Consider the following 25,715-nt stretch of genomic DNA (forward strand, 5'->3'; position numbering starts at 1 on the left):
TTTTGATCTGGAAAATGCTCATTTCACTGGTTTAACTGTCAAAAATGGCAGATATTGAACCCATCGATCAAGGATGTTCGAGATGACGTAGCCCCGCAAGCAATACATGTATCATATGTTACGCATTTTTGTGGGCGTCTACAGTGCTTGACTGGTAGATAGAATGAAATTATCCATCTATCCACCTAATATGGGCGTACTATATGGACAGTTTTCAGTCTATCTGCCTAATTTGGGTGGATAGACTGCGAGCTTGCAATATAGTATGCCGATAAGGAGAGATAGACTGAAAAAGTAGATCTAATAAAGAGTTAGCGTACTTATATTTAGGGCTAGGATACAATTGAAAAATTACTTATTGATATTTAAGTAAGGAAGCCCAATTAAAGGTAAGACAGTGTAGGTTAAGTGGAGCACAGTGAAACCAAACGCCTACAGAGGTTACTCTATCGCTAACCCATACTACATTTGAATCAGCCTAGCTACTTAGCTACGGAAAAGGCATGAAAAAAGATATTTCGGTTTCAATGAGCCAAGGTAACAATTATGCCGTAATTGCTGCTTTGCCACCTATAATAATCCTGTCTGGAATCTATATATGGATATGGGGATGGCAGCAATTTTTCATTGGAATTAGTATTTTTTTAAGGCATCCTCTTCTTTGCCTTATAGGGATTGTTGCAGGAACTATTTTACATGAATCAATTCATGGATTAACTTGGAAGTTCTTTGGGAATAAGCCATCAAGCGCAATCAAATATGGTGTTAAGTGGAAAGCATTAGCGCCATACGCCCATTGCAAAGAGCCGATGGATGTAAGAGCTTATAAACTAGGAGTGGCTATGCCTGGTGTACTATTAGGTCTAGTACCTGCAATTTTAGGAATCTTGACAAGTAATAGTTTGTTTCTAACCTTTGGCTTATTGTTTACAATGGCAGCGGGTGGAGATATTGTAATATTGTGGCTATTAAGAGAAGTTGAAACTGGGATGTATGTTGAGGATCATCCGACGCGAATTGGCTGTTATGTTATCAGTTCAAATCGCCAGTAGTTGTTCGTATAAATTGTTACGCTCTTTGTCGCCATGCTCAGCACTACTATTACCAACAAGAGAAAATCTACCGGAAGAAATTATCGGTATTCTGGAGCCATGCTTCACAGCATTGCGTTTGATTTTGACAATCGTTCAACATTAGACCAGATCCTTCGACTATACAAAAAGGGTAGGGCTGACTTTTCGGACTACTTGATTGGAGCAGCATTGCGGTAGATGGGCTGCACAGAAACCGACAGCTTTGATAACGAGCTGAAAAGCGAGAAAGGATTTCATTGTCTGCACTAGCAACAGCTAGCTAACTTCACCTTATACAGCGCAGCTCTACGCAGAATGTCATCTTCTTACGTATACTTTTCCTCAATGTGCAGCATTATGAGGACTATTCGTGTGCCGATAATCCAAGCTCAGGAAGCTTACTCGTTTTATAGAGCATTTATCCTTGAGTACAGTCGAAACAAAGCAGAGATTTATGAGCGATATGGTTTTTCCCTGCAAGGTAGCGTAGGCTCAAAAGATTGGGAGGTATTTGCCGCGATTTTGCTGAATGACAGGGCAAGAAGGGGGGATGGCGCAGATTTAGAAAACTATGAGGTTAAGTCTGCTACCACTGGAAGTAGTTTTGAATACCAGTATCACCGGAATCACGGATTAGACAAACTAACCGATGATAAGAATGTAGACCATATTTTTGTTTCAAGAAGCAAAGATTATATGGATGTTGAGGTTTGGGTAGTTGAGCGTACAGATATGACTTCCACATTTGACAAATGGTTACCCGAACTTCTTCAAAACTATGAAACAGCTGGGCGGCAAAGATTCCGTAGATCTGTAACCTACGGTTTTGTAAGGAGTCAGGGGAACTTACTTTTAGAGATTAGGACTGGAGAGTTAACGTATTCTCTTGAAACGACTTAGCTAAAGGATTCAGGATCCTTTCTGCGATCCAAGCAATAACAGGTACACAAACAGCATCACCAAACCCTGTTAACGCCTGGTTAAGCTGTGGTGGCAGAGGGTAACTATCTGGAACTCCCTGTAATCTGGCATATTCTCGAGGTGTCATTAAGCGCATGCGGATAGAACTATGTCCTACTCTGACTAGCATTTGCCGACTACTACCACCTCTGGCAGTTCTTAGGCAGCCTGCAAGACCATCTTTTCTAACTTCTGCCCTTTGTTGACCCTGACGAACTCGCCTGTACATTGAACAATATGAATAGGATGATAAATCCTGTAATTTTTTTAGATACTTAAGATTAACGGGCGACATCATCTCTAGATGGCGTTTAACTTCGTTGTTAGACCACCAACGCTGATCTTTTTCTGGCAAGTCTTCTACCACGAAACTCAAGTCACATTCAGTTCTATCTGGTAGTGTTGGAACGTCCAAAAAATGCCAGCAAAGATCAAGATTTCCCATTACAGCTTTTTCAAGTGCCGATGTTTTTAATGAGGAGGAGCGCTGTGAAAGCATAAATATATTTTGATTAGCTTCAGAAATTTGCACACCAATCACAAAAACTCTTGGTCTACTTTGAGGCACAAAATGAGCTGCATCAATTGTAAAAACATCACAGGCATAACCCAATCGATTCAGTTCTTGGACTGTAATTCGGAAGTCTTCTCCTTGATTTGAAGTAAGCCAACCAGCTACATTTTCAAGCATTACCAGCTTAGGCTTATTTACTTGATTATCCAGAAGCTGAGTGAAGCCCCAAAAAGCACTGGAATGCTCTCCATCAATGCCCTTTAAGTTACCTGCTAAGGACAGATCGATACAAGGGAATGAGGCTGTTGCTAGCAGAGTACTCGGAACATCGGTCGAACTAATAGAGAAAATATCTTGCACTTTATAATGCGCGCTTGCATCTTTAAAGTGAGCAGAATACATCTCGAATTTGCTAGGTGACCAATCATTTGAGAACAGGACATTCCAACCTGCTTGCTCCAAGCCTAGTCTGACCAAGCCAATTCCCGCAAAATATTCTGCACAGCTAAGATTAGCGTATGAACTTGTCAGTTCACTCACGTGAGTTAGAGCCTTGTTTTTCGTTATTGAAAAGGGCATAGTGCTTACGGTGGTGACGAAATAAGTTCATAGCTATTGGTATGAAAGCTTAGCAAACTCATTCCAGTAGGTCAAGTGACATATGAAACGATTTGGGGAAAAGCTTTACCAGTTAAGGATTCGGCAGAGTTTGACACTGGCTGAATTGGGAAATTTACTGGAGGTTCACAATACATATGTATCGCAAATGGAGAAAGGGCGTAAGGTTCCTAATGCTGAAATGATTCTTAAAATAGCTGATACTTTTGGTATAACGACTGACCACTTAATGCGTGACGAATTAGAATTGCCGGAAGAACAATGCTGAAGCGCATGTATACAATCCTAATGCACCCGACTATTGAAAGGTCTTTCTAAGAAGTTAATACGCTCTGTAGCAGGTGATTGGGAACTTATACTTTGCTGTGCTTTTGGCTACTCCAAAATGAATTGGGGGAAGAAAATTCCATGAGTTATAAATACTGATTTTCTAATGATGACAGCAGAGCAATTCAGCCACTTGAAGACTACTTCGGTGATGATGATGGGTTCTTCTTTTAGGTAAGCTCTTGTCTCAATCTTCGGTACGGCGGATGATAGGTACTGCTTTGTCGCGTGCACCAGCCCCGAAAATATGATTGGGGTCGGGGAGCGCGCCGAATACTCCCCCGCGATCGCACTAAACCTCAGCATCACCATGTCGACTCAAGATCACGCTGCCCCCGACCCCAAGACAACTCCAGAAGCCGGAAAATCCCCAGAAAAAAAAGAAAAAAAACGCCAACTCCTCGGTATCGAGCCCGTAGAAAAACAGCATGAATTAACACTGCCCGATAAAACCCTGGAATACACCACCCATGCAGGCTCGATTCCCCTCAAGGATGAATTTGGCGAAACCGAAGCCGAGATTTTCTTCACGGCCTACACCCTCACCAAAGCGAGTGTCCCTCGACCGCTGATTTTTGTCTTTAATGGCGGTCCGGGCTCTTCATCGGTGTGGCTGCACCTGGGTGCCATCGGCCCCCAGCACGTGGTAATGACACACGATGGCTTTCAGCCGCCCCCACCCTATCGCCTGCAAGCCAATGCCTCCACCTGGCTCGATCGGGCCGATTTGGTCTTTATCGATCCGGTAGGCACGGGCTTTAGCCGAGCCATCGACAAAGACAAGGATAAAAAATTCTGGAGCTTTCAAGGCGATATTCACTCTGTTGGCGAATTTATTCGTTTGTATTTAACGCGCTATCAACGCTGGACGTCACCGCTCTATTTAGCTGGAGAAAGCTATGGCACCACCCGTGCCGCAGGCCTCGCCAGTCATTTGATCGATCTTGGCATTAGCTTCAATGGTATTGTCCTAATCTCTAATGCGATGGATCTGCGGCCAGTCTTTTTCGGACGCAGTGACGATTTGCCCTTCTCACTATTTGTCCCCACCTATACAGCCGCCGCCTGGTATCACAAAAAACTCGCCCCCGAACTCCAACAGCGATCGCTAACGGATATCTTAGCGGAAGTCGAAACCTGGTCAGAGCGCGAGCTCACCCTCGCCCTAATGCAGGGTGATCGCTTGTCAGAGAGCGATCGGCAAACCATTGCTACCACCCTCGCCCACTATATTGGTGTGGATGTGGACTTTGTGCTGGGCTCGAATTTACGGATCGATATTTCCCGATTTTGTAAGGAATTACTCCGCACTGAAAAACGCAGTATCGGCCGCTTTGACGTGCGCTACACGGGTATTGAAGCCCTCGCGGTTACCGAGCGCCCCGACTTCGATCCGGCTGTTTACGCCATCCAACCACCGTTTACGACCACATTTAATGACTACGTGCGTCGCAGCCTCGGCATCGAAACCGATCTCAACTATGAGGTCATCAGTTGGGCTGTCAATAAAGCCTGGCAATGGGAAAATGGAGAACTACCCACCACGGCGGCGGCCCTGCGGGAAGCGATCGCAAAAAATCCCTTTATGAAAGTCTTTGTTGCCCAAGGCTATTACGATTTAGCCACGCCCCATTTGGCAACGGACTATACCCTGGCTCATATGAACCTTGACCCAACGCTCCGGGATAATATTCAAGTCAAATGCTACGAAGCTGGTCACATGTTTTACCTCGATGAAAGTTGTTTGGCAGCTTTCAAAGCCGATGTCGATCGCTTCTTGGCCGCAAGCTGGGTGCAGTCAGAAGGGAGCCTCTAAAGATAACATCTCCCTCAATAGTCATTCACTAAACGAAGGTTAGTGGCACTATCTGGTAATGGCGTATTGAGTGCACTGTTAATCCTTGCTCGTTTTCCAACGTGGGCAGTGAAATGAGTCTCTAATTTTGGACAGTAAAATCAGATGACATCGAGATGGGCTATCAACTGTAAGTCTTATTAGCAGAACTATCATGAGTAAAGCAGACCAATTCACTCCCCTACGCAATGCTCTACGCCACAGTTGGAAAGCTGCCAATCAAGTCACTTATGACCTGCTCTTTAACATCGTAGTTCGTAGTCATTGCCAAGCCGAGCCTATAGACAATGCCTGGAGACAATTGCGTCAGGAGTTTTGGCAACGGGTGCAATCTCCCGAATATGAGCAGGAATTTCGATCCAATTCGGAACTGCGAACACTGGTTCACCGCTACCATTTACTCCCTGGTGGAACAGGGTCAGAGCAATATCGAATCATGTTAAGCCTGATTCGGATCAGTCAGCACCTTAACGCCTTATGGGATCACGTCCCTGATGCCTTTAAGTTTTGGCATCAGGGAAATAGCGCTATTAATGCTAAACAACTCCGAGAAATCGATCGTTTGTGGCTAGAGCGTAGTAATGGAAAATTCGGTTTTAGTGTGCAGCGAGAAATCTTTTTAGAGTGCGGTGGAAAAATTATTATGGGTGAAGATTCCCGCTTGTATACCAAGCCTTTAGATTTAAGGCGATTTCAAGGCAAAGTTGGCTGGGTCAGAATACCTTTCTCTGGCTTGCTTACTCCCTCTTTTAAATATCAAGAGGCCCCTAGAGGTCATCTGCCAATTCTCTCTTTGCATAATCCTGTTCTCATCCAGTCCCAGGACCCCTTTGAAATTCCGTCTGAGAATTATGGATATTGGCAAACACCGATTTGTCAGTATTATCCCTGGTGGATTTTGTCACATTCAGCATTTGCAACCTAGTGGGGTGATTTTACCAGTTCAATTATCTTTAACTTTGTCACAGAGAAGCCTCTGTCTGAAAATAGGGGATGCTGATTTAAAATCCTTTATGACTTCCTTGTTTGTACCGGGTCGCCTTTGTCTGTTTGGTGAACATAGCGACTGGGCTGGCACATATCGCACGATTAACCCTGACATTGAAAAAGGTTATGCCTTGGTTGTTGGTACCAATCAAGGCAGTTACGCCAGCATCAAACACCATCCCCAGGATTTAATTTTCCAGGCCACCCTCAACGATGGTAGTCAATGCGCACCGATTCGATTGCCCATGCAGCCCACACCAAGCCTATGTGGCCGTATGGATCAAGTTTGTGCCTTTGGCAATAAACCGATCTTGATGACCTTTGACAGGGCGCAAGTAAACCTGGAGGCACTGCCTATACAAAAGACATTATTTTTAGTGATTGTCGATTTGGGCGGGTCTAATAAATACCCAAAAAATCCTGGGCGATTTAAATAATTGTTATCCATACCCTAAAAATCAAATTGAAAGTCCAATCCCAAGCCTAGCTCTGCCAGAAGACTCCATGCAGATTGTTATCAGCAACATTTACCAAGCGGGTCCACTCACTATTCCTGAGTTGCTTCCTAGCAGATTGTTATTAGCGCCATCTATATCGAGATACCCAAAGTCGACTATATGAGCCTAAAAGTCGCGATCGCACCGCTTGTGGGTATCGACCCCAGAGCCATCATCGCTTCTACTGTGAAATACCCGGCAACAGCGATGCGGGTCGGCTTAATTGGCACATCTGTTGAACCCTCAACCAATGCTAATGTAAACTCGCTATTCTGTTCTCGTTACCCGAGGAGCATATTCTATGGTGTTAGTGCCTTAGCAAGAGACAATCAAAGCATCTGGCCTTAAACCAGCCAAGAATATAAATCGTTTTTATGTAGTATGGTTCGATTTATATATAGTAAGCATAGATATACACAATCCAACGAGCGTCATCCGTTTGGTCGACGATGAGCGAACTGTAGTCCATAAAGTCACACTCATATTCGGTGTACTGTTCAGCGATATCTGGCTGCCACCAATTTGGCAATCTCGACGACCACTGACTTTTAACACGCTCTCTAATGTCAGTTGTTCGTCGAAAACAGCCATTTTCAGACTGGAGCCAATTAGCCACATCTTCTGAAGCCGCCTCAAAACGGATCAATGAGGTTGGTGAGTCAAAAGCCTCTGCACTAAAGTCATTCACTAAACGAAGGTTCGTGGCACTATCTGGTAATGGCGTATTGAGTGCACTGTTAATCCTTGCTCGTTTTCCAACGTGGGCAGGCACCTCTGGCAACGCGACATAGAAAAAAGAAACGCCATAGTTAATTATCATGCCTATGATGAATAGAACAATTGCCCATGGCGACAGTTGCGCATGGGCTCTATTAAGCGACTGCCCCCAGACTGTTTTCTTTAACACAACAGCACGGTAGCTCATCGATACAATGACCATAGCACCCGTTACCATCGGCAAGAGCAAAAGACTCAAGATCAGCCAACCTAGTCTTCCCAATGGCAGAGGCAATGCCAAAAAGACATCTAGAATAATAAGTGTGAAAAGTGTTTGACTGATAATTGCAGCCGGATACGTTATCCTCACCAGAGGTGTAGTGGGTAACCTGGCAAAGATACTCAGTAAGAGTAAAAAACTCGTTAACGGGACAACAGGGAGTATAACAACAATAAATAGCGCGTAGCCTTCTTTGCCAGTAGCTACCCCAAACTTGAAAATTCCCAAGGCTATGCCCATCACTAAAATCGCCAGCCAGAGGCTGAAATGGGCTACCTTTCTCCTTTGCATCCAGGGGACCTCTTATAGTTATTGTTTTAATTCTAAAAATGTCAGTTGACACTATCGGTTGACACTGTCAGCAGTTCCCCTATTTATAGGCTAGACAAGCCGTCGACTTTTGGTAAATCATTTGAGTCCATGTTGTGTAACTTTACCAATATCTCGACAGTAGGCCATCATCCCCGCTATAATAAGAGCTGTTCTCTCTACTCTTTTCAGGAGCTGAACCTTTATGTCTGAGTCGGTGACCCTTGTCGCTACATCTCTAAATCCGTAGGGAATGCACCCTTGAAACTGCTGGGATAATCCCTGACAGCATTTCTTTGCACCATTCCTCTACGGTTATGGCCTATGGGCAGATGCCCTGTAGGTCTCAGACTCAGTTGACCTAGAGGATTTTTTCCTATCATGACTTTAGCTAATTTAGGCTGGAGCGATACCTTCGCTTGCAGCTTTGCACCCTACGTGGAACAAGGGTATCGCGTAGGACGTGTCGCTGTGGTTCATCGCAGTCAGTACCATCTCTATACTGAACAAGGTGATACAACAGCAACTCTAACTGGCAGATTTAGACACCAGATTCAAAGCTCATCAGACTTTCCAGCTGTGGGCGATTGGGTTGTACTTCACCCCCAGAGTCAAGCAGATCCAGCGTTAATCGAGGCTGTACTACCTCGCAAAAGCCAATTTCTTCGTCAAGCAGCCGGTAACCGTACCGATGTCCAGGTTGTTGCCGCTAACGTAGACACTCTTTTGCTGGTCAGTGGTCTAGACTTGGACTTTAACCTGCGTCGCATTGAGCGCTATTTGGTGATGGCTTGGGAGAGTGGGGCTAGTCCAGTCATTGTGCTAAATAAGGCCGATATTTGTGAGGACCTGGACCACAAGCGTCGGCTTGTGGAAGATATCGCGTTTGGTGTGCCAATTATTACCCTGAGCGCGTTACAACACAATAATCTGGAGGCATTAAAGCCTTACCTTAAAGTAGGGCAAACCCTGGCTCTCCTGGGTTCGTCTGGTGTGGGCAAATCTACCCTGACAAATCAGCTGATGGGGAGTAACCTACAGGCGACTCAAGCAATACGTGCAGACGATAGTAAGGGACGTCATACCACCACCTCTCGGACTATGCTGCGCTTGCCCACCGGAGCTCTCTTAATTGATACTCCGGGTATGCGTGAGTTACAGCTATGGCTGGCTGAGGATAGTCTGGATAATCGTGTGGATGAAACCTTTGCTGATGTCGAAGCCCTGGCTCAGCAATGTCGGTTCCGCGATTGTCAACATCAGTCAGAGCCGGGGTGTGCCATCCAAGCAGCGTTAGCCTCAGGAGATTTATCTAAGAAACGCCTGAGAAGCTATCACAAGCTGCTAAAAGAACAGGCCCATTTACACCGGCGACAACACCAACAAGCTCAGCAAAACAGCAAAGCTCGTTGGAAATCGCGCACTCAAACCATACGACAATTTAAAAAGAGTCAGGGCGATAGGTAATAGGACGTGCCCACGGCTTTCATGCCCACGGCTTGCGTGACAACTGCTTTGTGTAACTAAATATTGCCAATTTCCAGGCCATCACTACTGCCATTCCTATGCATTGACAATCCAATTGACACCCCATAGGAGTGGCAGTTAACACTTGATATAAAAAAGTTTCAGAGCTTTGCCAACAATCCCTAAGCTCCCTAACATACACATTTCATGCTTTGGATAAATAGGTAATCATCTCTATTGATGAATTCCTATTTTAGAATTATTCTGATTTAAATATGAATCTAATTCAATAGTTAGCTAAAGTTAAGATAATTCCTGGCAAAGATATTGAGCGATTGACTGTACTTTTAGACGATCTGTGCCCTTAGCCAGAATCATCAGGTACATCATTTTTTCGTCAACTTGTTCTAGAAGAGTCTTTTCAGGCTGTTATCAACAGTCTGCTTTAGCTTGTCTAATGATACAAACTAAGGACACTACCACTATGAAACCCCCAAGTTTCTGGGCTAAACTTCTCAAAAAAACTCGGCCAATTTTGATCTTTACAGTCACCATGGCATTGATGGCTAGCGTGTCCACGTTAGCCATCGCTCAGGTTCCCTTACAAACCCGTGATAATGGTGCCCCTGTTGGCGATAATCAAAACTCTCAAACCGCTGGTTCAGGGGGGCCTGTTCTCTTACAAGATGTGCATTTAATTGAGAAACTAGCTCGGTTTAATCGGGAGCGTATTCCTGAGCGTGTTGTCCATGCACGCGGCACAGGTGTGCATGGTGAGTTTGTGAGTACGGCTGACCTGTCGAGCATTACGATGGCAGCACCCTTCCAAGGCAGAGGCAAGAAAACACCAGTCTTTGTCCGTTTTTCAAGCGTGATCAATTCTAAAGGGTCACCAGAAACGCTGCGTGACCCACGGGGATTTGCGACTAAGTTTTATACGGACCAAGGCAACTGGGATTTGGTGGGCAATAATCTCCCTGTCTTTTTTATTCGGGATGCGATTAAGTTTCCCGACATGGTGCATTCTCTCAAACCGTCACCCATTACAAATCGACAAGATCCTAACCGCTTCTTTGATTTCTTCAGTCATGTGCCAGAGAGTACACACATGCTGTCTCAGGTTTACTCTGATAAGGGCACCCCGAGAAGCTATCGCGAGATGGATGGTAATGGGGTTCATGCCTATAAGCTTGTGAATCGCAATGGTGATTATCAGTACGTTAAGTTTCACTGGAAGAGCTTACAGGGTGAACATAATTTAACTGCTGAGGAAGCAAAAGCTATGCAGGCAGATGACTTCAATCATTACACAGCTGATCTGTATGCCCAGGTAGGACATGGCAATGCACCCAAGTGGGATCTTTATATTCAAACCTTAAGCCCAAATGACTTGGACAAGTTTGACTTTAACCCTTTGGATGCTACCAAAATCTGGCCAACAGACTTAGTGCCTGAACGCAAAGTGGGTACCATGACACTAAATCGAATGCCAACTAACTTTTTCCAAGAGACCGAGCAATCTGCATTTGCACCCAGCAATATCATCCCTGGTATTGAACCCTCAGAAGACCGTTTGCTACAGGGGCGTTTATTCTCCTATGCCGATACTCACCGTCATCGTTTAGGGGCTAACCACATGATGCTACCCATTAACCGTCCACAGGTGGATGTTATTAACGGTAATCAGGAAGGCCCTGGCAATATTGGTCGTTCTAGTTCTGATGTTAATTACGAGCCTAACCGTCAACAGACCTTTGGGGCTAACGAAGATTATCGTTTCTCTCAGTTACCCATTGCTGGTGTAACGCAGAATGTACCCATCGAGAAAACATTGAACTTTGCCCAGGCAGGTGATTTCTATCGGGGACTCAATGCAACTGAGCAAGCGCATTTGGTTTCTAACTTAGCCGGAGACTTGGGAGATGTTAAAGATGCTGCCCTACGCACCAAGATGACGGCGTTCTTTTATAAAGCAGATGCGGACTATGGGACTAAATTAGCTAAGGCAGTGGCTGTTGACCTTAATGCAGTTAAGCAGCGTGCTTCGATGTTGTCTGAGTAGGTGTTGCTAGCTGACTAAAGCGATGCCTGCTTGCGGTTTCCCTTGCGAAGGCAGCCGTGTATACACATCTCGGACTTGTGTGTACACCGTAGCTTGCAAAGGGGAACCGTTTTTAAATCTCTTCAATCTACGGAGGTGACCAAAAACCGTTGCGGCTAATTCTTAAATATACAGATTTTGTATGCAACGTCTTTTCAATTTGCCTTACTTTCAACTTGAGGAAACATGCAAACTCACATTCTTTTGATCGGCATACAGCCAGAACTGGAAACAGTTTTAGACGCGATTCTATGTCAGCAAAGATATCGTATCAGCTTCCTGACTCACCGGATGGCAACAATGGAGACAGTCTGGCAGTTACGCCCAGATCTTTTGATTATGGGTTGGCCGACTGCTAATAGACTTGATTTGGAACCCTGTCGCTATTTGGCATCGTCGATGAAGAAAACACCGATTATGCTGATAGGTAATGGTAACAGCCAAGACCAAATCGATAGTTTGAATACTTGTGCCAATGACTATCTGCCTGTTCCACTGGATATGGACGATTTCTTGGCCCGAGTGCGCGCCCGAATTCGACGGGTAGAGTGGGAGAGAAAGACGGCGATCTTTGCCTTCGAAAATTTAATGCTGGATACTCAATCCTATGAAGTTTACTACAACAAACAGCTGATTTCGCTAACATTGAAAGAGTTTGAGCTGTTGAAATACTTTATGGAACATCCCAAACAGGTGCTGACCCATCAGCAGATTATGAACAGCGTTTGGCCTGATTCTTTGCCAGGGGAAAGTATGAATATTTTGCATGTTTATATTCGGTATCTTCGCCAAAAACTAAAATCAGCAGGCAAGTTTATCTGCACGATACGCAATGTGGGTTACATTCTCAGCACTCGTGGGGCGTAGTGATCAGTAGGTCTTGGCAAGACTTATCTGGTGGGGTGACTTTTAAGGCGATAGCCCATGCCCCGTACTGTTTCAATGTAATCGCTGCCAAACTTTTTGCGCAGATGTCGAATGTACACTTCAATAATGTTAGAGCCTGGATCATAGTCATACCTCCAGACACGATTGAGTCCATCGCCTGAATTTAAGCTGAAAAAAAATTCAGGTTGGGTTGCCAGTCCCTATTATCAATTTTCGAATGAAAGGGGGCAGACGTTGTGATCTGCCCCCTTGTTTGCTTCACTTTTTACTGAAGCACAACCGGCACAAGCACCGTCACGTATACGCCACTTACCTGGAACTGGTAATGGGTTGCTCACGAATCATGGATTCTGCGATCGCAACCAATTCTGCGGTATCGATTGCAGAATCTAAGGCACCAACACCATAAATTTGCCCATCTTGCCGCCAAAGAATATTGTGGGTTTTGAAAAACCCTTGGCCCCAGGTCAGATGATAACCATCCAGCTCAGAGGTAAGGGCAATGGGCGACACCGTATCTGCCGGTGGGGGCCAAGACTCTGTTTCAGTTAGCACCCCGATGGACCCCAACGCACAAGCAGATGCCCGACAATTAGGGTCAGCTGATACATTGACTCGAAAGCCATTATCATCAGATTCAAAATAAGGGTAGAGATCAATTGAAGAATTAGGGAAATAGGCGGGTAAGCGTAAACTTGTCCCTGAAGGAAGTTGTTGACGAATAGTCGAAAGTACGGGGGTGAAAATGTCAGCGGGTGCGGCCACTGCCTTGTCAGCAAGCCCTAAGGCACCGCCAAGTATAATAGTAAAACCTGCCAGCAATGATACGTTTCGTGAGATTGTCATACCGTTGACTCCAAAGGTGACTTTGATGTTTTTACGGTAGGTTGATTTCTCCTAACCTGCGAAGTCACACCCGTCATGCATCACCATGACATCTGTCATCCCTTTGGGAATTTTGCCGGAATTCAACCCGTCATAAGGCACAATCAAATCAGAATCAGTCGTTCAGGGCAAGATTGGTTCTGTAAACACAGCTAAAGAGCACAGAGATATGTCGCATACAGCCGTTCCCATCTCACCAAAAGTGCGAAAAATTATGCGCTGGGTGGAGTGGGTCATTCTCATCCAATGTGTCATAGACAATGTGATGGGCGCTCAGATTGACCCACGGTTTGGGCAACCTTGGCAGCTGGCCCTGTTTGTTGGCATGGTTGCCGCCTTGAGTCTGCGGTTTCCTAACCAAGCTTCTCTACAGCAGCGTCGTCTTTATGTCGCCCTAAAGATGACTCTACTGATTATTGCGCAGTTTTCTCGGATTTCATTTTCAAGTTTGTTTGAGTTATTCATTATTAAAGCCTGTTTGTTGTTGCCGATGAGTGATGCAATCATTGCTACAGTTGCAACCACAAGCATACGGATCATGCAATTTACTTGGGGTTTACCCACCGCCATTGAAGAAGTCCAATTGCGCGGTCTGGACTTTTATTTGAACCCCCAAAGGATTTTGATTAACACTCTAACAACAGCCATCACAGTTGCTGTATTCGTCGTGACGATGGGTTTCTTGTTTGCATCAGAGCAACGGAACCGATATCGAGCGCAAATCTTAACCCAAGAGGTTGAGTCATTGGCAACTCAATTGGAACGCTCCCGTATTGCTCGGGATATCCATGACTCTTTAGGACATTCCCTCACCACATTGGATGTGCAGTTAGCCCTTGCCCAACGATACAGCCAAGCGACTAACAACAGTACTAAGTTGCAACAAACATTGGAAACTGCCCAACAGCTTACAGTTCAGTGTTTGACGGAGGTGCGTCAGTCGTTACAGACAATGCGCGAGTCTAACTTTGAGCTCAATACGGCCCTCCACACATTGGCGGAGCAGCTACGTTCGTCCTTTACCATCAACCTAGACATTAAACTACCCCCGCTACCTCAGCAGCTCAGCTACCAGCTTTATCTAATGGCTAAGGAGGGGTTAATCAACGTCCAAAAGCACGCCTATGCGACTCAGACTCATCTTTCGATGCTGACAGCGGATCATCAGCTTGTCGTCACCCTGCATGATAATGGGTGTGGTTTTGACATCGGCACTCAATCCTCAGGATATGGGTTACAGGGAATTAAGGAGCGATCGCAACTTTTAGGCGGACAACTTATCATAAATAGTGGTCACCAGCAGGGGACTACATTGCTCATTACTATTCCGCTGACGACAGCAGCCTGATTTAAACCATGATTAATCTCTTGTTGGTGGATGACCAAACAAACTATCGACAAGGTTTAGCTGAATTGTTGTCCCTAGAATCAGATCTGACAGTGGTCGGACAGGCAGAAAATGGAAAAGTGGCCATTAGTCTCACTCAGCAATACCAGCCCGATGTCATTTTGATGGATGTGCGGATGCCCCTATGTAATGGTGTCGAGGCAACACGCATCATTCACCAACGTTATCCCTGGATTCGTATTTTAGTGTTGTCCACTTTCGACGAAGACGAGTATATTTGGCAATCCTTGCAGTATGGTGCTTTAGGCTATCTACTGAAAAGTACTCCCGCTAACCAGCTGGCGGATGCTGTGCGTGTTTTGGCCCAAGGGTACAGTCAGTTGGGGCCAACCATTGCCCCTAAAGTATTTGCCCAGCTGAATCCCAGCATCACTCTACGGCCAGAGCAAAGTAATGAACATCAATTTAAACACTCATTGAGCGAGCGTGAACAAGAAATTGCTAAACTTCTAGGAGAGGGTAAAACGAATAAGGACATAGCCCAAACCCTTCATTTGAGCCATGGCACCGTACGTAATCATATTAGTCGAATGTTAAGCCAGTTAGAATTTCGCGATCGCACTCAGATCGCACTCTGGGCACAAAAACACTTGCGAATAAATGATGGAGCCAAGACCTTACCTCAAGAAAATTAAAGAAGAGACTGAGCATTTCAAAGTGACTAGAGACTTCCTAAACCGATATCCTGTCATGCTTAAACATTTGCTAGATGAGCCAAATTCTTAACTGCTTTAAACAAATGGTAAGAATTTTCTGGCTCTATTCTCTTGTGAAATTTTATGACCTTTAAAGCATCTTGAGCACGAAACGTAGGGGGGCAATTAAGATAAACACTTAACCTGCTGTACAACATAGTGATGCTATAGGGGGATACGATGGGTCGCAGATTGACAGAGAAAAATCCTAAGGTTCGAGCAACAGCTGCTATGTGGACTTTATCCATGGGCATGTTGGGTGTATGTATTCCCCTAGTCGCTATTACCAACAGTGGGATTATCTTACCGTTACTGGTAATTCTCAGCACAGGAGGAGCGACAGCTGCAGTGTGGCTTAGCCCTGGCAGACGTCGACCAGAAGACATCCAGTTAACACAAACTGTAAAAGCATTAGAAGAACGAATTATCAACTTAGAAACAATTTGCACAGGTCTTGAACCTGTTGATGAGCCTCGTAGTCTATCTGAGATAAAATAGTGCTCTTATTCCTCATGACACCATTCCAATCGATACTCTTCTGGAAACGGTCCGCCCTTATAGTCCACTTTGCTAACAGCTTTTACTCCTGGCAATAAAAGCACCTGTCGAACAAGCTCTGTAATCATCTGGCGGCCAATGTGACGCCCTAAGCATTCATGCAGGCCTTGACCAAAGTGAAATGTGTTAGTTTCGGGACGGGTGGGATCAAACACCTGGGGCTGTGGGAATGCCGTCTCATCAAACATAGCGGAATGGGTAATAGCGATGACAGTTGTACCGGGTTTAATTGTGCGAGCATAGTCGGTGCCGGTTGCCAACTGTGTTTCCTGTTCACAAACTCGGAAAAAGTATGGCAAAGATGGATTAAACCTCAATGCCTCCAGCACATAACCGTCAAACTCGCTGGGGTCATCTTTTTGGGCAGCAGCTATGGCCTGTTTAAGGATCTCAGGACGTTCAAAAAGCTCGACCAGGGCATTGATAGCGGCATGGGATGTCGTCTCCACAGTTCCAATTAACAATCCGCCCAGGTTTCGAATGACTCTGGCAGGGTCAAACTTTTCCAAAGCACCTGACATCGACAACTTCAGTAATCGTGTTGCTGGATCATTGTTATGCTTGCCAACTTTTAGCTCTGCCCCTCTACGTTGAATCAGTTTGATTAAATAGACCCCTAAGTTCTGACCAGCCGCCTCACGATTAGCCACAATCTGAGTAGGATCCTTGACCACTACAGAATCAAAAGCTTGATTATGGAACGCATCGTATTGGCTCCAGTATGACCACTCAAATAAATCGTTAGGATCACTTTCATCAAAGCCAAATTGCTCCTGTACAAACGCAATGGATACGGCTCGACACAGTCCACCCACGACATCAATCGTACCTTGAGCATTGTGCAGCAGTGATGAGGCTTTAGCCGCAACATATTGACGAGTAGAGGCAAGCTGCTCAAGATCCAGCACAGAGCGCATAATCGCTTTTTCTCGCCAATGGATCGCTGTATCATCCTGCGACATCCAGAAATCACTTTGTTTCGGCTTATAGAGTGCCACACTAAAGACATCGTATTGACGTAACACAGATGTGCAATCACTAAAGCGGGTAACAATTGTTAGTTCTGGTAGCTCCAGAACAGGACAAGACTCTCGCAGTTCTTCATATAGGGAAAGCGATTCAGTATCCATCCATGCGCGCACCTGCCGCCATCGTTGTTCCAATGGTAGTTGCTCAATCTTTTTAAGATAGCCATTTTTTGGGCAGAATTTCTGCAAGTATCTTTTCATCATTTGTTGCCATGGGTTGAATGTAATACTGCGCCAGCAGCCTATGCCAGCAGCCTATGGAGGATAGTTTTTCTGTGATGACGGTATGGGCATCAAAGGGATTTAAGATATTCAATCAATGATGTCTTGTCATGGGGAGAAAGTTCAGTCCCAAACAAGTGCCCGCCATTACTTTTGCCTTCCTCTCGGGTGTCGTAGAGGAAGGAGCCTGCTGCCCTTAACCCAACATGATCTGGATCAAACTCATTCCCTCCAGTTTGAAACGTTGTGGGGCGTTGCTCAGGTACAGACAGCACATCCCAAAGTGTAGGTACTGAACCATTGTGAAAATAAGGAGAGGAGGCAAAGATGCCTGCCAACGGAGAGGCCCAGTAAACGGCTCCGCTCTTTTCCGATGAATTATTGTCTAAGTTGCTGTACTGTTCTTTTGCGATCGCAAACTTATTAGGCCTACCCTTCGAATCATGGTTTTGATAGTTTGTCGCTATCCTGTAACCAAATTCTTTCCAGAGTTTGAATTTACGGAATCGCAACATTTTTTTAGATAAATCCAGCAGACCGTCTGCACGCTCTTTTCCATGCTCATTAAATATTTGGTAGGCAACAGGATCCGTGCCTACATCGAATGCTAAGCGCTGATTAAACCGTATGCCTAGCCGATTTGGCGGTTCACTGGTTCTGGTATGGCATTGGGCACAGTTCTGCTCGAATAGAGGTTTACCCTGCGCAATCAATGTTTGATCGAACTGCCCTAAAACTGATTCAGGCCACTTTGGAGTGCGTAGTCTCTCAAGAGAGTTTTGTATTTTCTCAATATTATCGAAGTCAATGGATTCTAGAATTACTTTCTTTTTAAACGCCTCGATCATCTTTGGTGGACGAATCGGCGATGTGGAAACAGACTGAATCCAGTTTCTGGCGCTCGGATGGTGAATTTCAGCAAACCACTGTGCCCATGTGTCTTGATGAGCAAACCATAGGGGCGGATAATTGGTACTGCCTTCCAGTTGAATCCTTAAGGGAGTTTTACCGCTAGATTTTATAATCCCTTTCCGAACCATCCAGCCGATAATGCCAACATTGTTGTAGTAACCTCGGGTAAGGGCATTCAGATTGCCAGGGCCAAACTCTGCCGCTGGAATTTGCAACTGATCCATCACCTCGGTAGCAACTCCATAGGGACCAATAAATTCACTAATTTCATCTTTTAGCTGGTCTAGTTCCACCTGGGTTGGAGTGTTTCCTAGAACATCTGTCGCAAACGCTTTGATCTGAGCATCATCATCTAACAGAGTGTAGAAAGCCCCATACAAATCTTCTAAGAACTGGGGAATATCCACTAACCCTGGCCCACCATAAACTGGCAGTATCCATGGTGAATTAGACCTAGAACCATCATTTGGACGATAGGTCAATTGTCGAGCATGGCAGGCAGCACAGGTGATACCTACGTAAGGTCGATCACCAAACTGTACGGGTCGTTGATCGATGGCAAACCCGATGGGCAATCCATATGGGTTAAGCTCTGATTCCTTCGACGGAATAAAACCATACCCTGGGCCGAGTTTGTCGATAAATTTTGTATCCGGCGCTTTTGGATCAGGAAGATTGAGAAAGAATTCAAGGGGAGCAAGATTTGTCCCCTCCGAAGCATGATTGAAAAATTGAACTTCCTGCTGTGACCAACCCTGGTTTAAGTCTGCAACCTTGGGTTTTATATTTGCTGACGCCTCTCCATAGAAAGAGAATAGGAAAAGGATCAAAGCCAAAAGACAATGTAATACTTTAGTTAACATCTCCGTCAGTATTTAGAAGAATTTCTTTAACATACTGATTTATTCATAATGATTTGGACAGCCTAAAGTTATGCCTATTGATTAGATAGGTCCATTGCACAAAGGTAAAATGGGTGGTGCGATCGGAAGTGATACGACTATATTTTTACGGAATAAACATCTCCCAACTTGCAATAACTCTCTTATAAGAGGTTTTTAAATTCATCACCTGCGTAATTTCAACGATTTTTGATGGGAAGGACTTTGTTCACTATCACCTGAGCCTTAGGATGACAGCTCACCCCCATATCGTTTGAAGGTCAGTAAATCTCGTGATTTTTGCACTTATGAACGTTTAAGCCTCAATGAGTTCAAATGTCAGCGATCCACAGGCTTGACCATTAACCTGTAAAATAATTTGGTGCTCGCCAAGCATTAAACGTCTTGTCGTCATCAAACGCATAGGATGTTTCTTTTTGAGGGCAACGACCTCACCCTTCTTAAGGTCAACTTGCTTAATCTTAAAAACTTTTTGGGTCCTCTTTTTGCCATCATTGGCAAAGTACATCAAATAATCAACCAAAAGCTTTTGGGACTTATGAGCACGAATATCGAACGAAAATTCAAATGCATCACCGACCTTCACTTGGGGAGTGCTGGTAGAAAAATTGGTAATAGTAATATCTGGTTTACTGCCAAATCCAATGAGCTTTAAGGCATCTTTATGCCCCTGTTTAGTCAATGTCCGCAGAGCATGTTTTGTTATAAAAGAGATCTCTTTCTCTGTTTGTCGTTTGCTTTTTATCCAGCTTTTCAGAAGATCAATCACCAAGTTTGGATCAACCTTACTAATATCATTCAGGTGATTAGCCACTGAACGCGTCACATAGCGAGTCTTATCTGCATAAAGGCTTTCCAAAATAGGTAAAGGCTTTTGGTAATCAATCGTTAGCTTTTGCGCCCAAGGAAGCTTGGGTCTTGTACCTTCACTGGCCCAGCGGCGCACATGATAATTGTCGTCATCCGCACAATCCGATAAAAAACCAAGCGTTTCGTCAGGAAACGCATTAATAAAATAACGGATAGCGTATTCCGCCGAGAATCGTTTCGTAATCTCCTTCAGACCACTTAGGGATACGTCTAAATACTCTGAGCTACAGCCATGGAGGGCAACATACAGAGAGAACGGCGCAAAAATAAAATCACCAAAGTCATCATCTGTTTTAGTAGGATCAAGCTCTGATGGCAGCGACTTTAAGATAATTGCCAACGACTCCCCATAGTCATCTGGCAAATACCTATGCAAGCAGGTTGAAATGTGGGCAATACGCTCCTTTAGTTCCAGCTTAGGAAAGGCTTTAACAACATCCTGATGAAATTTTTCTTGAGCAAAATCAGGAAATGCCTGAACCATCAAAGTCGCTAAATATTCAACCTTATCTGAGTTAAAGAGCTGGTCTTTTAGGGAAAAGGAAGATTTTGCTTTCACGAATACAATTTCTCCTGGCACATCAAGGAAGACGGTTTTCAAGATATCAGTTGTTTTTGTAGGGACACACCGATGTGTACCCTTCGAGATACAGACAAATTACCGATGTCCTGCATTGGGCGCATGGCCATGCGCCCCTACAATGGCATACCTAATTTTGCATAAATTATTCATGATCAGAACTCTCAGACCATACCATTGAAAATAGCCAGTATTGAATAGGTAGCATGACCTTCCTTGTAGCTGTCCCTTGGATATTTTCCTTAATCATAGGCGTTATTGTCGGATGGTTTATCCGCCGCAAATCCATTTATATTCGGTTGCTATGTGCTGGGCTAAATGCCATCGTTCTGGGGGTATTTTCCGCTGCATTTTATGCTCAGTTTGCTGACATCGTTTTTGGCTGTTCGGGTTGGGGCTGCATAGGTGTAGTCCCTATCGCCAGACAGGTAACGATAGTGAGTATGATTCTAGCCGCATTATCTGTCTTAATCGTCAGATGGGTGACACATTTATCGAGAAATCACCCTTAAATCAAGCATATTTCTCTCTCTACACATTGGACGCTGATTATTCTCCGCGATATGTTGAATGGCAAAAATCGTTTTTCAGAGTTTCTGGACTCCCCAGAGCGGATCACAACCAATGTACTCACGGATAGGCTGGTGCTGATGGAAGAGACTGGTCTGGTGAATAAAATCCCCTATCAGCTACGGCCAAAGCGGTTTGAATATGAGCTTACGGAAAAAGGATTAGGACTACTACCTTTACTACAAGAGATGTGTCGTTGGGCCAATCATTTCATGTCAGAAACATGGACAGCACTGTCAAGTTTTATGAATCGTAAAATATAGCAATCAGCCGCAGACAGTGATATGGCACTTAGATAGCAAGCCTGGACCATAAATAAATCTTAAACAGCTCAATTTCCATCTAGGGCGGATGTTTATACTGAAACTTTCAGCCTAATCACCCATATTGGCAGATTAGACTGACATATTTCCACCTAATCATCTATATAGGGATCTTAGGCAGAAATATTTCTACCTAATCCGCCATGTAGGATAGATAGGTGGAAAGTTTCCCTCTAAGTAATTGTTATGTCGCCCCAGCAGGAAAAATTGAGATATTGCCATGAGCGAAATCCCAATTATCACATCTGAAATATTTGTTGCATATTCACAATGTCCCCGAAGAGCTTTGAGTTTGTTTACATTTCTTGAATATGACTCCATCCCATGGCATAACAATACAGCGGAAAGGGCTCTTCGTCATATCGCTATTCAAAGAATGATATCAGGCTATTTTTTTGAAACTGGTGCTAATTCATATCTGACTCTACTTGGAATTATGCAAACTTGTAAGTTTCAAGAGAAATCATTTTTGAAGTTTCTAGTTTCAGGTGAGAAAGATGTTGATGCTTTTAAATCACCCAAGGTAAAGAAAAGAACCCAAACTGCAAAAAGTCATACTTAAATCGATGAGTAATGCTATACCTTAAGGCTATTTTAAGTTTCTTGAAATAGTGATAAGACCTTGAATTTAAGTTACGATCATTATGCAGATGATGAATAGGATTTAACTGATGAGTCTTGTTTTAGAGCGTGAGGCTCCTCCTCTTCACGAGGATGAAACTGGAGCAGTTAGAGTTGGCAATTCAAGAGTCTTGCTGGAAATTGTAATCAGGGCGTTCCAAGATGGGGCATCCCCGGAATCCATTGTCAATCGTTACGATACATTGTCCTTATCTGATGTCTATAACACGATTGGCTATTACCTTAGACATATGGATACTGTCGAAGCCTATTTGAATCGACGAGCAAAGCTGGCTGAGTCCGTACAGCAGCGTTTGTCTGCAATTCAACCTGATCTGAGTCTCATTCGCTCACGTTTGCTGTCTCAACAGAACCCCTAATAGCGAATATGTTGAGTTTATTGAGTGATGAAAACTTTAATGGCGACATTGTTCGAGGCTTACGACTTCGTCAACCTAGCCTTGACTTACTTCGAGTTCAAGATGTTGGTTTGAGGGAAATAGACGATCCAGCAATTTTAGCCTGGGCTGCAGATAATGAACGTATCCTACTCACCCATGATCGTGCGACGATGCCAGATTTTGCTTACGAGCGTCTAGTTCGAAAAGAACCCATGCCAGGGATGTTTGTGATTAATGATCGAATGCCTATTCGTCAGGCGATTGATGAGCTGCTACTGCTGGTAGATTGTAGCGAACAGGCAGAATGGAAAGATGTAGTATTGTATTTGCCCCTGTAAAGGAAAAGTTGACATCAAGCACAACGTACATAACGTTGCCCATGCACACCGACCGCCAAAAATGGGTCGATGTAATGCAAAAGTTATCTGCGGCGGGTGATGGGCAACGTTATGCGTCGAAATCATCCCTCTCATGCATAGAAGCGTATGATTGATCGTCAACTCCCTTACATCGATTTCCAGGCCATCAACACGCAATGCCACACGCTTGCTGATGGGCGAATATTAGCTTTCGCCCGCTATGGAAAAGAAGGCGGAACGCCCATTTATTACTTTCACGGGTGTCCGGGATCCCGATTTGAGGCAGCGCCGATTCACCCATGGGCACTCGCATCCGGTTTTGAGATTTTCGCCCTCGATAGACCGGGTTGCGGTCGCTCCTCTCACGCAATGAACTATCATGTGCTCGACTGGCCGAAAGACGTCATCGACTTTGCTGATTATAGGTCGCACGAACGATTCGGTCTCATCGGCTTGTCTGGGGGTGGCACGTACATCAATGCCTGTGCCTATGCAATCCCTAATCGGCTGCTTTTTGCCTACGATGTGGCGGGCTGGGCACCTGTGGCTCAAGTCGAAGACCTGCGAAGCTCACTGGCACCCCTGGATCTCTTCTTCTTGAGGATCGCGCTAAGCTTCAAATTCTTGTTTCAGATTCCCTTTGCGCTCATAGGGCTGGCTGCCCGACATTTAAGCGACCGAGGCTTCGCAAGCTTGTTACGCTCGTCAATGAGTGACGACGATAAAGCGTTCATTCTTGGTTCCGACAATAATGCGCACTTTTTCCGCAGCATAGTCAAAGAGAGCTTTGCCCAAGGGAGTCGTGGTCCTGCAGACGATGCGACCCGATGTTATCGAGATTGGGGATTTCGCCTAGAGGAGATAAGCTACCCGGTGGAGATCTGGCACGGAACGGATGACTTTTTTGCGAGCTTTTGCTTTGCTCAGTATAAGCATCAGGCCATTAGGGGCAGTGTGCTGCGAGTCTTCAAGGGACGGGGCCATCTTCATCCGGTAACAGAGTATGAGGCTTTGTTTAAAGACATTAGACTTAATCAGAAATTGTAGACCCCCTGCACAGCAAGGGTTTCAAAAAGCACTTGATTTGATAACAACCCAACGTCAAAGATTGTTCAAATTTTGAGAGATAACTTTGCCGCCATCAGGCAGTTTGGAGATAGAGAATCGGAAAGTATTTTAGTGTTGATATAGTATGAAGCCGCCGCATAACGTTAGCTGCAAGCTTTACTCTGAAAAAGGAATACTGTGAATATTAATATTCGTTTAGAAACTAAAGATGATTATTTCAAAGTCGAAGAACTGACACGAGAAGCGTTCTGGAATTTATATACGCCAGGATGTGATGAGCACTATTTGTGTCATATACTGCGCGATCACAAAGACTTTATTAAAGAACTTGATTATGTCGCAGAAATCGATGGAAATGTAATAGCTTCAATCATGTATACAGATTCGTACCTTTTTAGTAATGACCTAGAGAAGGTGCAAATCGTTTCATTTGGCCCTTTCTGTGTTCATCCTGACTATCAGAGGAAAGGCATAGGTACAGCATTAATTGAAAAGACAAAATCGCTAGTAGAAAGAAGGAATATTCCAGCAATTGTTATTTATGGAGATCCTCATAACTACTGTAAGTATGGGTTTAAAAATGGTATTGACTATCAGGTCAGCAATATGGATGGAGAATATCCTTTAGGTTTACTAGTTTTAGAGCTTCAGCCTGGATTCTTTGGAAATAAAGAATGGAAGGCGAAGCAAAGCGATGTATTTGTTTTTGACCATAAGAAAGTCATAGAGTTTGACAAAAAGTTTAAGGAAAAAGAAAAGAAAATCCAATACAGTCAAGAGATATTTAAAATGCAGATTAGGTCTTTCTTGAAAAAAAACAGCTAACAATCATTTCAACCTGACGTTTTTCGCCGCTACGCTCTGAAAAACGCAGGTTAAATGGGCGGTTATGCGTCACTCGGGAGCTGCTAGACATGTGCCTTCAAGATTCTTGGAACCTAACCAGAAGATATCTAGATGCAGCAACGGCATTACTACCTGCTGCCTTAGTACCTGGTGAGGATGTTCGAATCGATTCATACAGTTCCTAATGTTGTACTTAGTACAGGTTATTTATAATAGGTTTGCAACTGAAAACCGATAGATGCCTATATTATGCTGCTAGCCACTAGTGAATCCCTCAAACAGGATATTGAAAAGCTCACTAACGAGCAGCTTCAGCAAGTTGCTGAGTTTATTGCCTTTCTTCAATTTCAAGAAAAACGGCAACGTATAACCCTTGATCCGGTCCTTTTAGCTCCCCTTGCAACTGAGTTTGCAGAGGAAGACCGTGTGCTTGCAGAATCAGGTATGGACGACTACGCGGACATGCTGGCTAAGGAAGACCAATTATGACCCAGCAGTTGAATCGTGGAGAAGTCTGGCTGGCAAATCTCGATCCTACTCAAGGTTCTGAACAAGCAGGTATTCGCCCTGTCATAATCTTCCAAAATGACATGGTTTCAAAGTTTTCTACGACAACAATTACTATTCCTCTTACAACAAATAGTACGTCTGGCCAATCCCAGGCGATCGCACCAGGTCACAGAGGCCAGAGTGTAGCCCAACCGGGGCTCCCATTACCGCCAAGGGCCCCTGTCAAGGTGGGTACGAGCAGCGCAATATCTAAAGGTTAGCCTGTTATTGACGATCTAGTTAACTCTACCTTTAGATTAGGTTGACATGTTGATGCATCAGCTGTGCAAAATAGATAAATAAAAAATCTCCTTTCATAAAAACT

The 25,715-nt window shown here is 44.4% G+C and carries 28 protein-coding genes and 1 pseudogene; 22 read left to right on the forward strand and 7 right to left on the reverse strand.

Annotated elements, in window-relative coordinates; all coding sequences use genetic code 11:
- Window positions 1–503: 503 nt before the first annotated feature.
- Window positions 504–1,052 (forward strand): DUF3267 domain-containing protein, encoded by a 549-nt coding sequence (locus tag U2F10_RS06865; protein ID WP_163671475.1) that lies wholly within the window; start codon window positions 504–506, stop codon window positions 1,050–1,052.
- Between the two features lie 378 nt (window positions 1,053–1,430).
- Window positions 1,431–1,973: a hypothetical protein gene (locus U2F10_RS06870; RefSeq protein ID WP_250565249.1), complete on the forward strand. Its 543-nt coding sequence runs from the start codon at window positions 1,431–1,433 to the stop codon at window positions 1,971–1,973.
- Here the strand turns inward: U2F10_RS06870 and U2F10_RS06875 are convergent.
- Window positions 1,933–3,126, reverse strand: a complete 1,194-nt coding sequence (locus U2F10_RS06875) for a DNA cytosine methyltransferase (protein ID WP_499871428.1) — start codon at window positions 3,124–3,126, stop codon at window positions 1,933–1,935. The genes U2F10_RS06870 and U2F10_RS06875 overlap by 41 nt on opposite strands.
- A gap of 82 nt (window positions 3,127–3,208) precedes the next feature.
- Between U2F10_RS06875 and U2F10_RS06880 the strand changes: the two genes are divergently transcribed.
- The 5 genes from U2F10_RS06880 to U2F10_RS06900 all read left to right on the forward strand — a co-directional run bounded on the left by U2F10_RS06880 (window position 3,209) and on the right by U2F10_RS06900 (window position 7,179).
- The gene (locus U2F10_RS06880; protein ID WP_163671472.1) at window positions 3,209–3,433 is read left to right on the forward strand and encodes a helix-turn-helix domain-containing protein; all 225 of its coding nucleotides are present in this window, start codon (window positions 3,209–3,211) and stop codon (window positions 3,431–3,433) included.
- 306 nt (window positions 3,434–3,739) lie between these two features.
- Window positions 3,740–5,308, forward strand: a complete 1,569-nt coding sequence (locus tag U2F10_RS06885; RefSeq protein ID WP_499871430.1) for a S10 family peptidase — start codon at window positions 3,740–3,742, stop codon at window positions 5,306–5,308.
- Between the two features lie 193 nt (window positions 5,309–5,501).
- Window positions 5,502–6,272 (forward strand): GUN4 domain-containing protein, encoded by a 771-nt coding sequence (locus tag U2F10_RS06890; RefSeq protein WP_499871432.1) that lies wholly within the window; start codon window positions 5,502–5,504, stop codon window positions 6,270–6,272.
- 88 nt (window positions 6,273–6,360) lie between these two features.
- Entirely contained in the window at window positions 6,361–6,771 is a 411-nt protein-coding gene (locus tag U2F10_RS06895) for a hypothetical protein (RefSeq protein ID WP_499871433.1), read from the forward strand.
- A gap of 180 nt (window positions 6,772–6,951) precedes the next feature.
- Window positions 6,952–7,179 carry a hypothetical protein gene (locus U2F10_RS06900; RefSeq protein ID WP_499871435.1) on the forward strand — a complete coding sequence of 76 codons (228 nt, stop codon included), beginning with the start codon at window positions 6,952–6,954 and terminating at the stop codon, window positions 7,177–7,179.
- Between the two features lie 43 nt (window positions 7,180–7,222).
- Here the strand turns inward: U2F10_RS06900 and U2F10_RS06905 are convergent, their stop codons facing one another.
- A complete protein-coding gene (locus tag U2F10_RS06905; RefSeq protein ID WP_499871436.1) occupies window positions 7,223–8,119 on the reverse strand; it encodes a hypothetical protein in 897 nt (298 codons plus the stop codon).
- Window positions 8,120–8,518: 399 nt separating this feature from the next.
- Between U2F10_RS06905 and rsgA the strand changes: the two genes are divergently transcribed.
- From rsgA to U2F10_RS06920, 3 genes are all read left to right on the forward strand, one after another.
- On the forward strand, window positions 8,519–9,604 hold the full coding sequence (gene rsgA / locus U2F10_RS06910; RefSeq protein ID WP_499865427.1) for a ribosome small subunit-dependent GTPase A: 1,086 nt from the start codon (window positions 8,519–8,521) through the stop codon (window positions 9,602–9,604).
- Between the two features lie 553 nt (window positions 9,605–10,157).
- Entirely contained in the window at window positions 10,158–11,666 is a 1,509-nt protein-coding gene (locus U2F10_RS06915; RefSeq protein ID WP_499871616.1) for a catalase, read from the forward strand.
- Window positions 11,667–11,891: 225 nt separating this feature from the next.
- Window positions 11,892–12,572, forward strand: a complete 681-nt coding sequence (locus tag U2F10_RS06920; RefSeq protein WP_499871438.1) for a winged helix-turn-helix transcriptional regulator — start codon at window positions 11,892–11,894, stop codon at window positions 12,570–12,572.
- A 23-nt stretch (window positions 12,573–12,595) separates the two neighbouring features.
- On the opposite strand, the pseudogene U2F10_RS06925 reads toward U2F10_RS06920, so the two are convergent.
- Both U2F10_RS06925 and U2F10_RS06930 read right to left on the reverse strand, forming a co-directional pair.
- Window positions 12,596–12,742, reverse strand: a pseudogene (locus U2F10_RS06925) (winged helix-turn-helix domain-containing protein); the annotation flags it as partial.
- Between the two features lie 160 nt (window positions 12,743–12,902).
- Window positions 12,903–13,439: a hypothetical protein gene (locus U2F10_RS06930; protein ID WP_499871440.1), complete on the reverse strand. Its 537-nt coding sequence runs from the start codon at window positions 13,437–13,439 to the stop codon at window positions 12,903–12,905.
- Between the two features lie 208 nt (window positions 13,440–13,647).
- Between U2F10_RS06930 and U2F10_RS06935 the strand changes: the two genes are divergently transcribed.
- From U2F10_RS06935 to U2F10_RS06945, 3 genes are all read left to right on the forward strand, one after another.
- Window positions 13,648–14,826 (forward strand): sensor histidine kinase, encoded by a 1,179-nt coding sequence (locus tag U2F10_RS06935; protein ID WP_499871442.1) that lies wholly within the window; start codon window positions 13,648–13,650, stop codon window positions 14,824–14,826.
- A gap of 8 nt (window positions 14,827–14,834) precedes the next feature.
- Window positions 14,835–15,521 (forward strand): response regulator transcription factor, encoded by a 687-nt coding sequence (locus U2F10_RS06940; RefSeq protein WP_499057468.1) that lies wholly within the window; start codon window positions 14,835–14,837, stop codon window positions 15,519–15,521.
- Between the two features lie 240 nt (window positions 15,522–15,761).
- Window positions 15,762–16,079, forward strand: coding sequence for a hypothetical protein (locus U2F10_RS06945; RefSeq protein ID WP_163671463.1), 318 nt, complete (start codon window positions 15,762–15,764; stop codon window positions 16,077–16,079).
- A 5-nt stretch (window positions 16,080–16,084) separates the two neighbouring features.
- Here U2F10_RS06945 and U2F10_RS06950 read toward each other — a convergent pair whose 3' ends face one another.
- The 3 genes from U2F10_RS06950 to U2F10_RS06960 form a co-directional block, all read right to left on the reverse strand.
- The gene (locus tag U2F10_RS06950; RefSeq protein WP_499871443.1) at window positions 16,085–17,302 is read right to left on the reverse strand and encodes a cytochrome P450; all 1,218 of its coding nucleotides are present in this window, start codon (window positions 17,300–17,302) and stop codon (window positions 16,085–16,087) included.
- 158 nt (window positions 17,303–17,460) lie between these two features.
- Window positions 17,461–19,137: a di-heme-cytochrome C peroxidase gene (locus U2F10_RS06955; protein ID WP_499871445.1), complete on the reverse strand. Its 1,677-nt coding sequence runs from the start codon at window positions 19,135–19,137 to the stop codon at window positions 17,461–17,463.
- Between the two features lie 361 nt (window positions 19,138–19,498).
- Complete coding sequence (locus tag U2F10_RS06960; protein ID WP_163700492.1) at window positions 19,499–20,632, reverse strand: YhaZ family DNA alkylation repair protein; 1,134 nt, start codon at window positions 20,630–20,632, stop codon at window positions 19,499–19,501.
- 227 nt (window positions 20,633–20,859) lie between these two features.
- On the opposite strand from U2F10_RS06960, the gene U2F10_RS06965 reads away from it, so the two are divergent.
- From U2F10_RS06965 to U2F10_RS07005, 9 genes are all read left to right on the forward strand, one after another.
- Complete coding sequence (locus U2F10_RS06965; RefSeq protein ID WP_163671459.1) at window positions 20,860–21,165, forward strand: hypothetical protein; 306 nt, start codon at window positions 20,860–20,862, stop codon at window positions 21,163–21,165.
- A gap of 9 nt (window positions 21,166–21,174) precedes the next feature.
- The gene (locus U2F10_RS06970) at window positions 21,175–21,486 is read left to right on the forward strand and encodes a winged helix-turn-helix transcriptional regulator (protein WP_499871617.1); all 312 of its coding nucleotides are present in this window, start codon (window positions 21,175–21,177) and stop codon (window positions 21,484–21,486) included.
- A gap of 280 nt (window positions 21,487–21,766) precedes the next feature.
- Window positions 21,767–22,108: an IS66 family transposase gene (locus U2F10_RS06975; protein WP_499871447.1), complete on the forward strand. Its 342-nt coding sequence runs from the start codon at window positions 21,767–21,769 to the stop codon at window positions 22,106–22,108.
- A gap of 109 nt (window positions 22,109–22,217) precedes the next feature.
- Complete coding sequence (locus U2F10_RS06980; protein ID WP_163671456.1) at window positions 22,218–22,547, forward strand: DUF433 domain-containing protein; 330 nt, start codon at window positions 22,218–22,220, stop codon at window positions 22,545–22,547.
- 8 nt (window positions 22,548–22,555) lie between these two features.
- Window positions 22,556–22,906, forward strand: coding sequence for a DUF5615 family PIN-like protein (locus U2F10_RS06985; RefSeq protein WP_163671455.1), 351 nt, complete (start codon window positions 22,556–22,558; stop codon window positions 22,904–22,906).
- A gap of 147 nt (window positions 22,907–23,053) precedes the next feature.
- On the forward strand, window positions 23,054–23,974 hold the full coding sequence (locus U2F10_RS06990) for an alpha/beta fold hydrolase (protein ID WP_499871450.1): 921 nt from the start codon (window positions 23,054–23,056) through the stop codon (window positions 23,972–23,974).
- Between the two features lie 198 nt (window positions 23,975–24,172).
- A complete protein-coding gene (locus tag U2F10_RS06995; RefSeq protein WP_499871452.1) occupies window positions 24,173–24,820 on the forward strand; it encodes a GNAT family N-acetyltransferase in 648 nt (215 codons plus the stop codon).
- A 270-nt stretch (window positions 24,821–25,090) separates the two neighbouring features.
- Window positions 25,091–25,330, forward strand: coding sequence for a hypothetical protein (locus U2F10_RS07000; protein ID WP_250565244.1), 240 nt, complete (start codon window positions 25,091–25,093; stop codon window positions 25,328–25,330).
- Entirely contained in the window at window positions 25,327–25,611 is a 285-nt protein-coding gene (locus tag U2F10_RS07005; RefSeq protein WP_499057460.1) for a type II toxin-antitoxin system PemK/MazF family toxin, read from the forward strand. The genes U2F10_RS07000 and U2F10_RS07005 overlap by 4 nt, the downstream gene beginning before the upstream one ends.
- Window positions 25,612–25,715: the final 104 nt, after the last annotated feature.

Source organism: Leptothoe sp. EHU-05/26/07-4 (genome assembly GCF_043421015.1).
Lineage (GTDB): Bacteria > Cyanobacteriota > Cyanobacteriia > Phormidesmidales > Phormidesmidaceae > Leptothoe > Leptothoe turfae.

What these genes read in the sequence shown, in the direction of transcription:
- U2F10_RS07005 (WP_499057460.1), top strand. Translation starts at nt 25,327, where the DNA reads ATGACCCAGCAGTTGAATCGTGGAGAAGTCTGGCTGGCAAATCTCGAT.
- U2F10_RS06975 (WP_499871447.1), top strand. Translation starts at nt 21,767, where the DNA reads ATGAGCGAAATCCCAATTATCACATCTGAAATATTTGTTGCATATTCA.
- U2F10_RS06985 (WP_163671455.1), top strand. Translation starts at nt 22,556, where the DNA reads ATGTTGAGTTTATTGAGTGATGAAAACTTTAATGGCGACATTGTTCGA.
- U2F10_RS06880 (WP_163671472.1), top strand. Translation starts at nt 3,209, where the DNA reads ATGAAACGATTTGGGGAAAAGCTTTACCAGTTAAGGATTCGGCAGAGT.
- U2F10_RS06890 (WP_499871432.1), top strand. Translation starts at nt 5,502, where the DNA reads ATGAGTAAAGCAGACCAATTCACTCCCCTACGCAATGCTCTACGCCAC.
- U2F10_RS06990 (WP_499871450.1), top strand. Translation starts at nt 23,054, where the DNA reads ATGATTGATCGTCAACTCCCTTACATCGATTTCCAGGCCATCAACACG.
- U2F10_RS06915 (WP_499871616.1), top strand. Translation starts at nt 10,158, where the DNA reads ATGGCATTGATGGCTAGCGTGTCCACGTTAGCCATCGCTCAGGTTCCC.
- U2F10_RS06930 (WP_499871440.1), bottom strand. Translation starts at nt 13,439, where the DNA reads ATGACAATCTCACGAAACGTATCATTGCTGGCAGGTTTTACTATTATA.
- U2F10_RS06895 (WP_499871433.1), top strand. Translation starts at nt 6,361, where the DNA reads ATGACTTCCTTGTTTGTACCGGGTCGCCTTTGTCTGTTTGGTGAACAT.
- U2F10_RS06905 (WP_499871436.1), bottom strand. Translation starts at nt 8,119, where the DNA reads ATGCAAAGGAGAAAGGTAGCCCATTTCAGCCTCTGGCTGGCGATTTTA.
- U2F10_RS06900 (WP_499871435.1), top strand. Translation starts at nt 6,952, where the DNA reads ATGAGCCTAAAAGTCGCGATCGCACCGCTTGTGGGTATCGACCCCAGA.
- U2F10_RS06940 (WP_499057468.1), top strand. Translation starts at nt 14,835, where the DNA reads ATGATTAATCTCTTGTTGGTGGATGACCAAACAAACTATCGACAAGGT.
- U2F10_RS06875 (WP_499871428.1), bottom strand. Translation starts at nt 3,126, where the DNA reads ATGCCCTTTTCAATAACGAAAAACAAGGCTCTAACTCACGTGAGTGAA.
- U2F10_RS06935 (WP_499871442.1), top strand. Translation starts at nt 13,648, where the DNA reads ATGTCGCATACAGCCGTTCCCATCTCACCAAAAGTGCGAAAAATTATG.
- U2F10_RS06920 (WP_499871438.1), top strand. Translation starts at nt 11,892, where the DNA reads ATGCAAACTCACATTCTTTTGATCGGCATACAGCCAGAACTGGAAACA.
- U2F10_RS06885 (WP_499871430.1), top strand. Translation starts at nt 3,740, where the DNA reads ATGATTGGGGTCGGGGAGCGCGCCGAATACTCCCCCGCGATCGCACTA.
- U2F10_RS06870 (WP_250565249.1), top strand. Translation starts at nt 1,431, where the DNA reads ATGAGGACTATTCGTGTGCCGATAATCCAAGCTCAGGAAGCTTACTCG.
- rsgA (WP_499865427.1), top strand. Translation starts at nt 8,519, where the DNA reads ATGACTTTAGCTAATTTAGGCTGGAGCGATACCTTCGCTTGCAGCTTT.
- U2F10_RS06865 (WP_163671475.1), top strand. Translation starts at nt 504, where the DNA reads ATGAAAAAAGATATTTCGGTTTCAATGAGCCAAGGTAACAATTATGCC.
- U2F10_RS07000 (WP_250565244.1), top strand. Translation starts at nt 25,091, where the DNA reads ATGCTGCTAGCCACTAGTGAATCCCTCAAACAGGATATTGAAAAGCTC.
- U2F10_RS06965 (WP_163671459.1), top strand. Translation starts at nt 20,860, where the DNA reads ATGACCTTCCTTGTAGCTGTCCCTTGGATATTTTCCTTAATCATAGGC.
- U2F10_RS06980 (WP_163671456.1), top strand. Translation starts at nt 22,218, where the DNA reads ATGAGTCTTGTTTTAGAGCGTGAGGCTCCTCCTCTTCACGAGGATGAA.
- U2F10_RS06945 (WP_163671463.1), top strand. Translation starts at nt 15,762, where the DNA reads ATGGGTCGCAGATTGACAGAGAAAAATCCTAAGGTTCGAGCAACAGCT.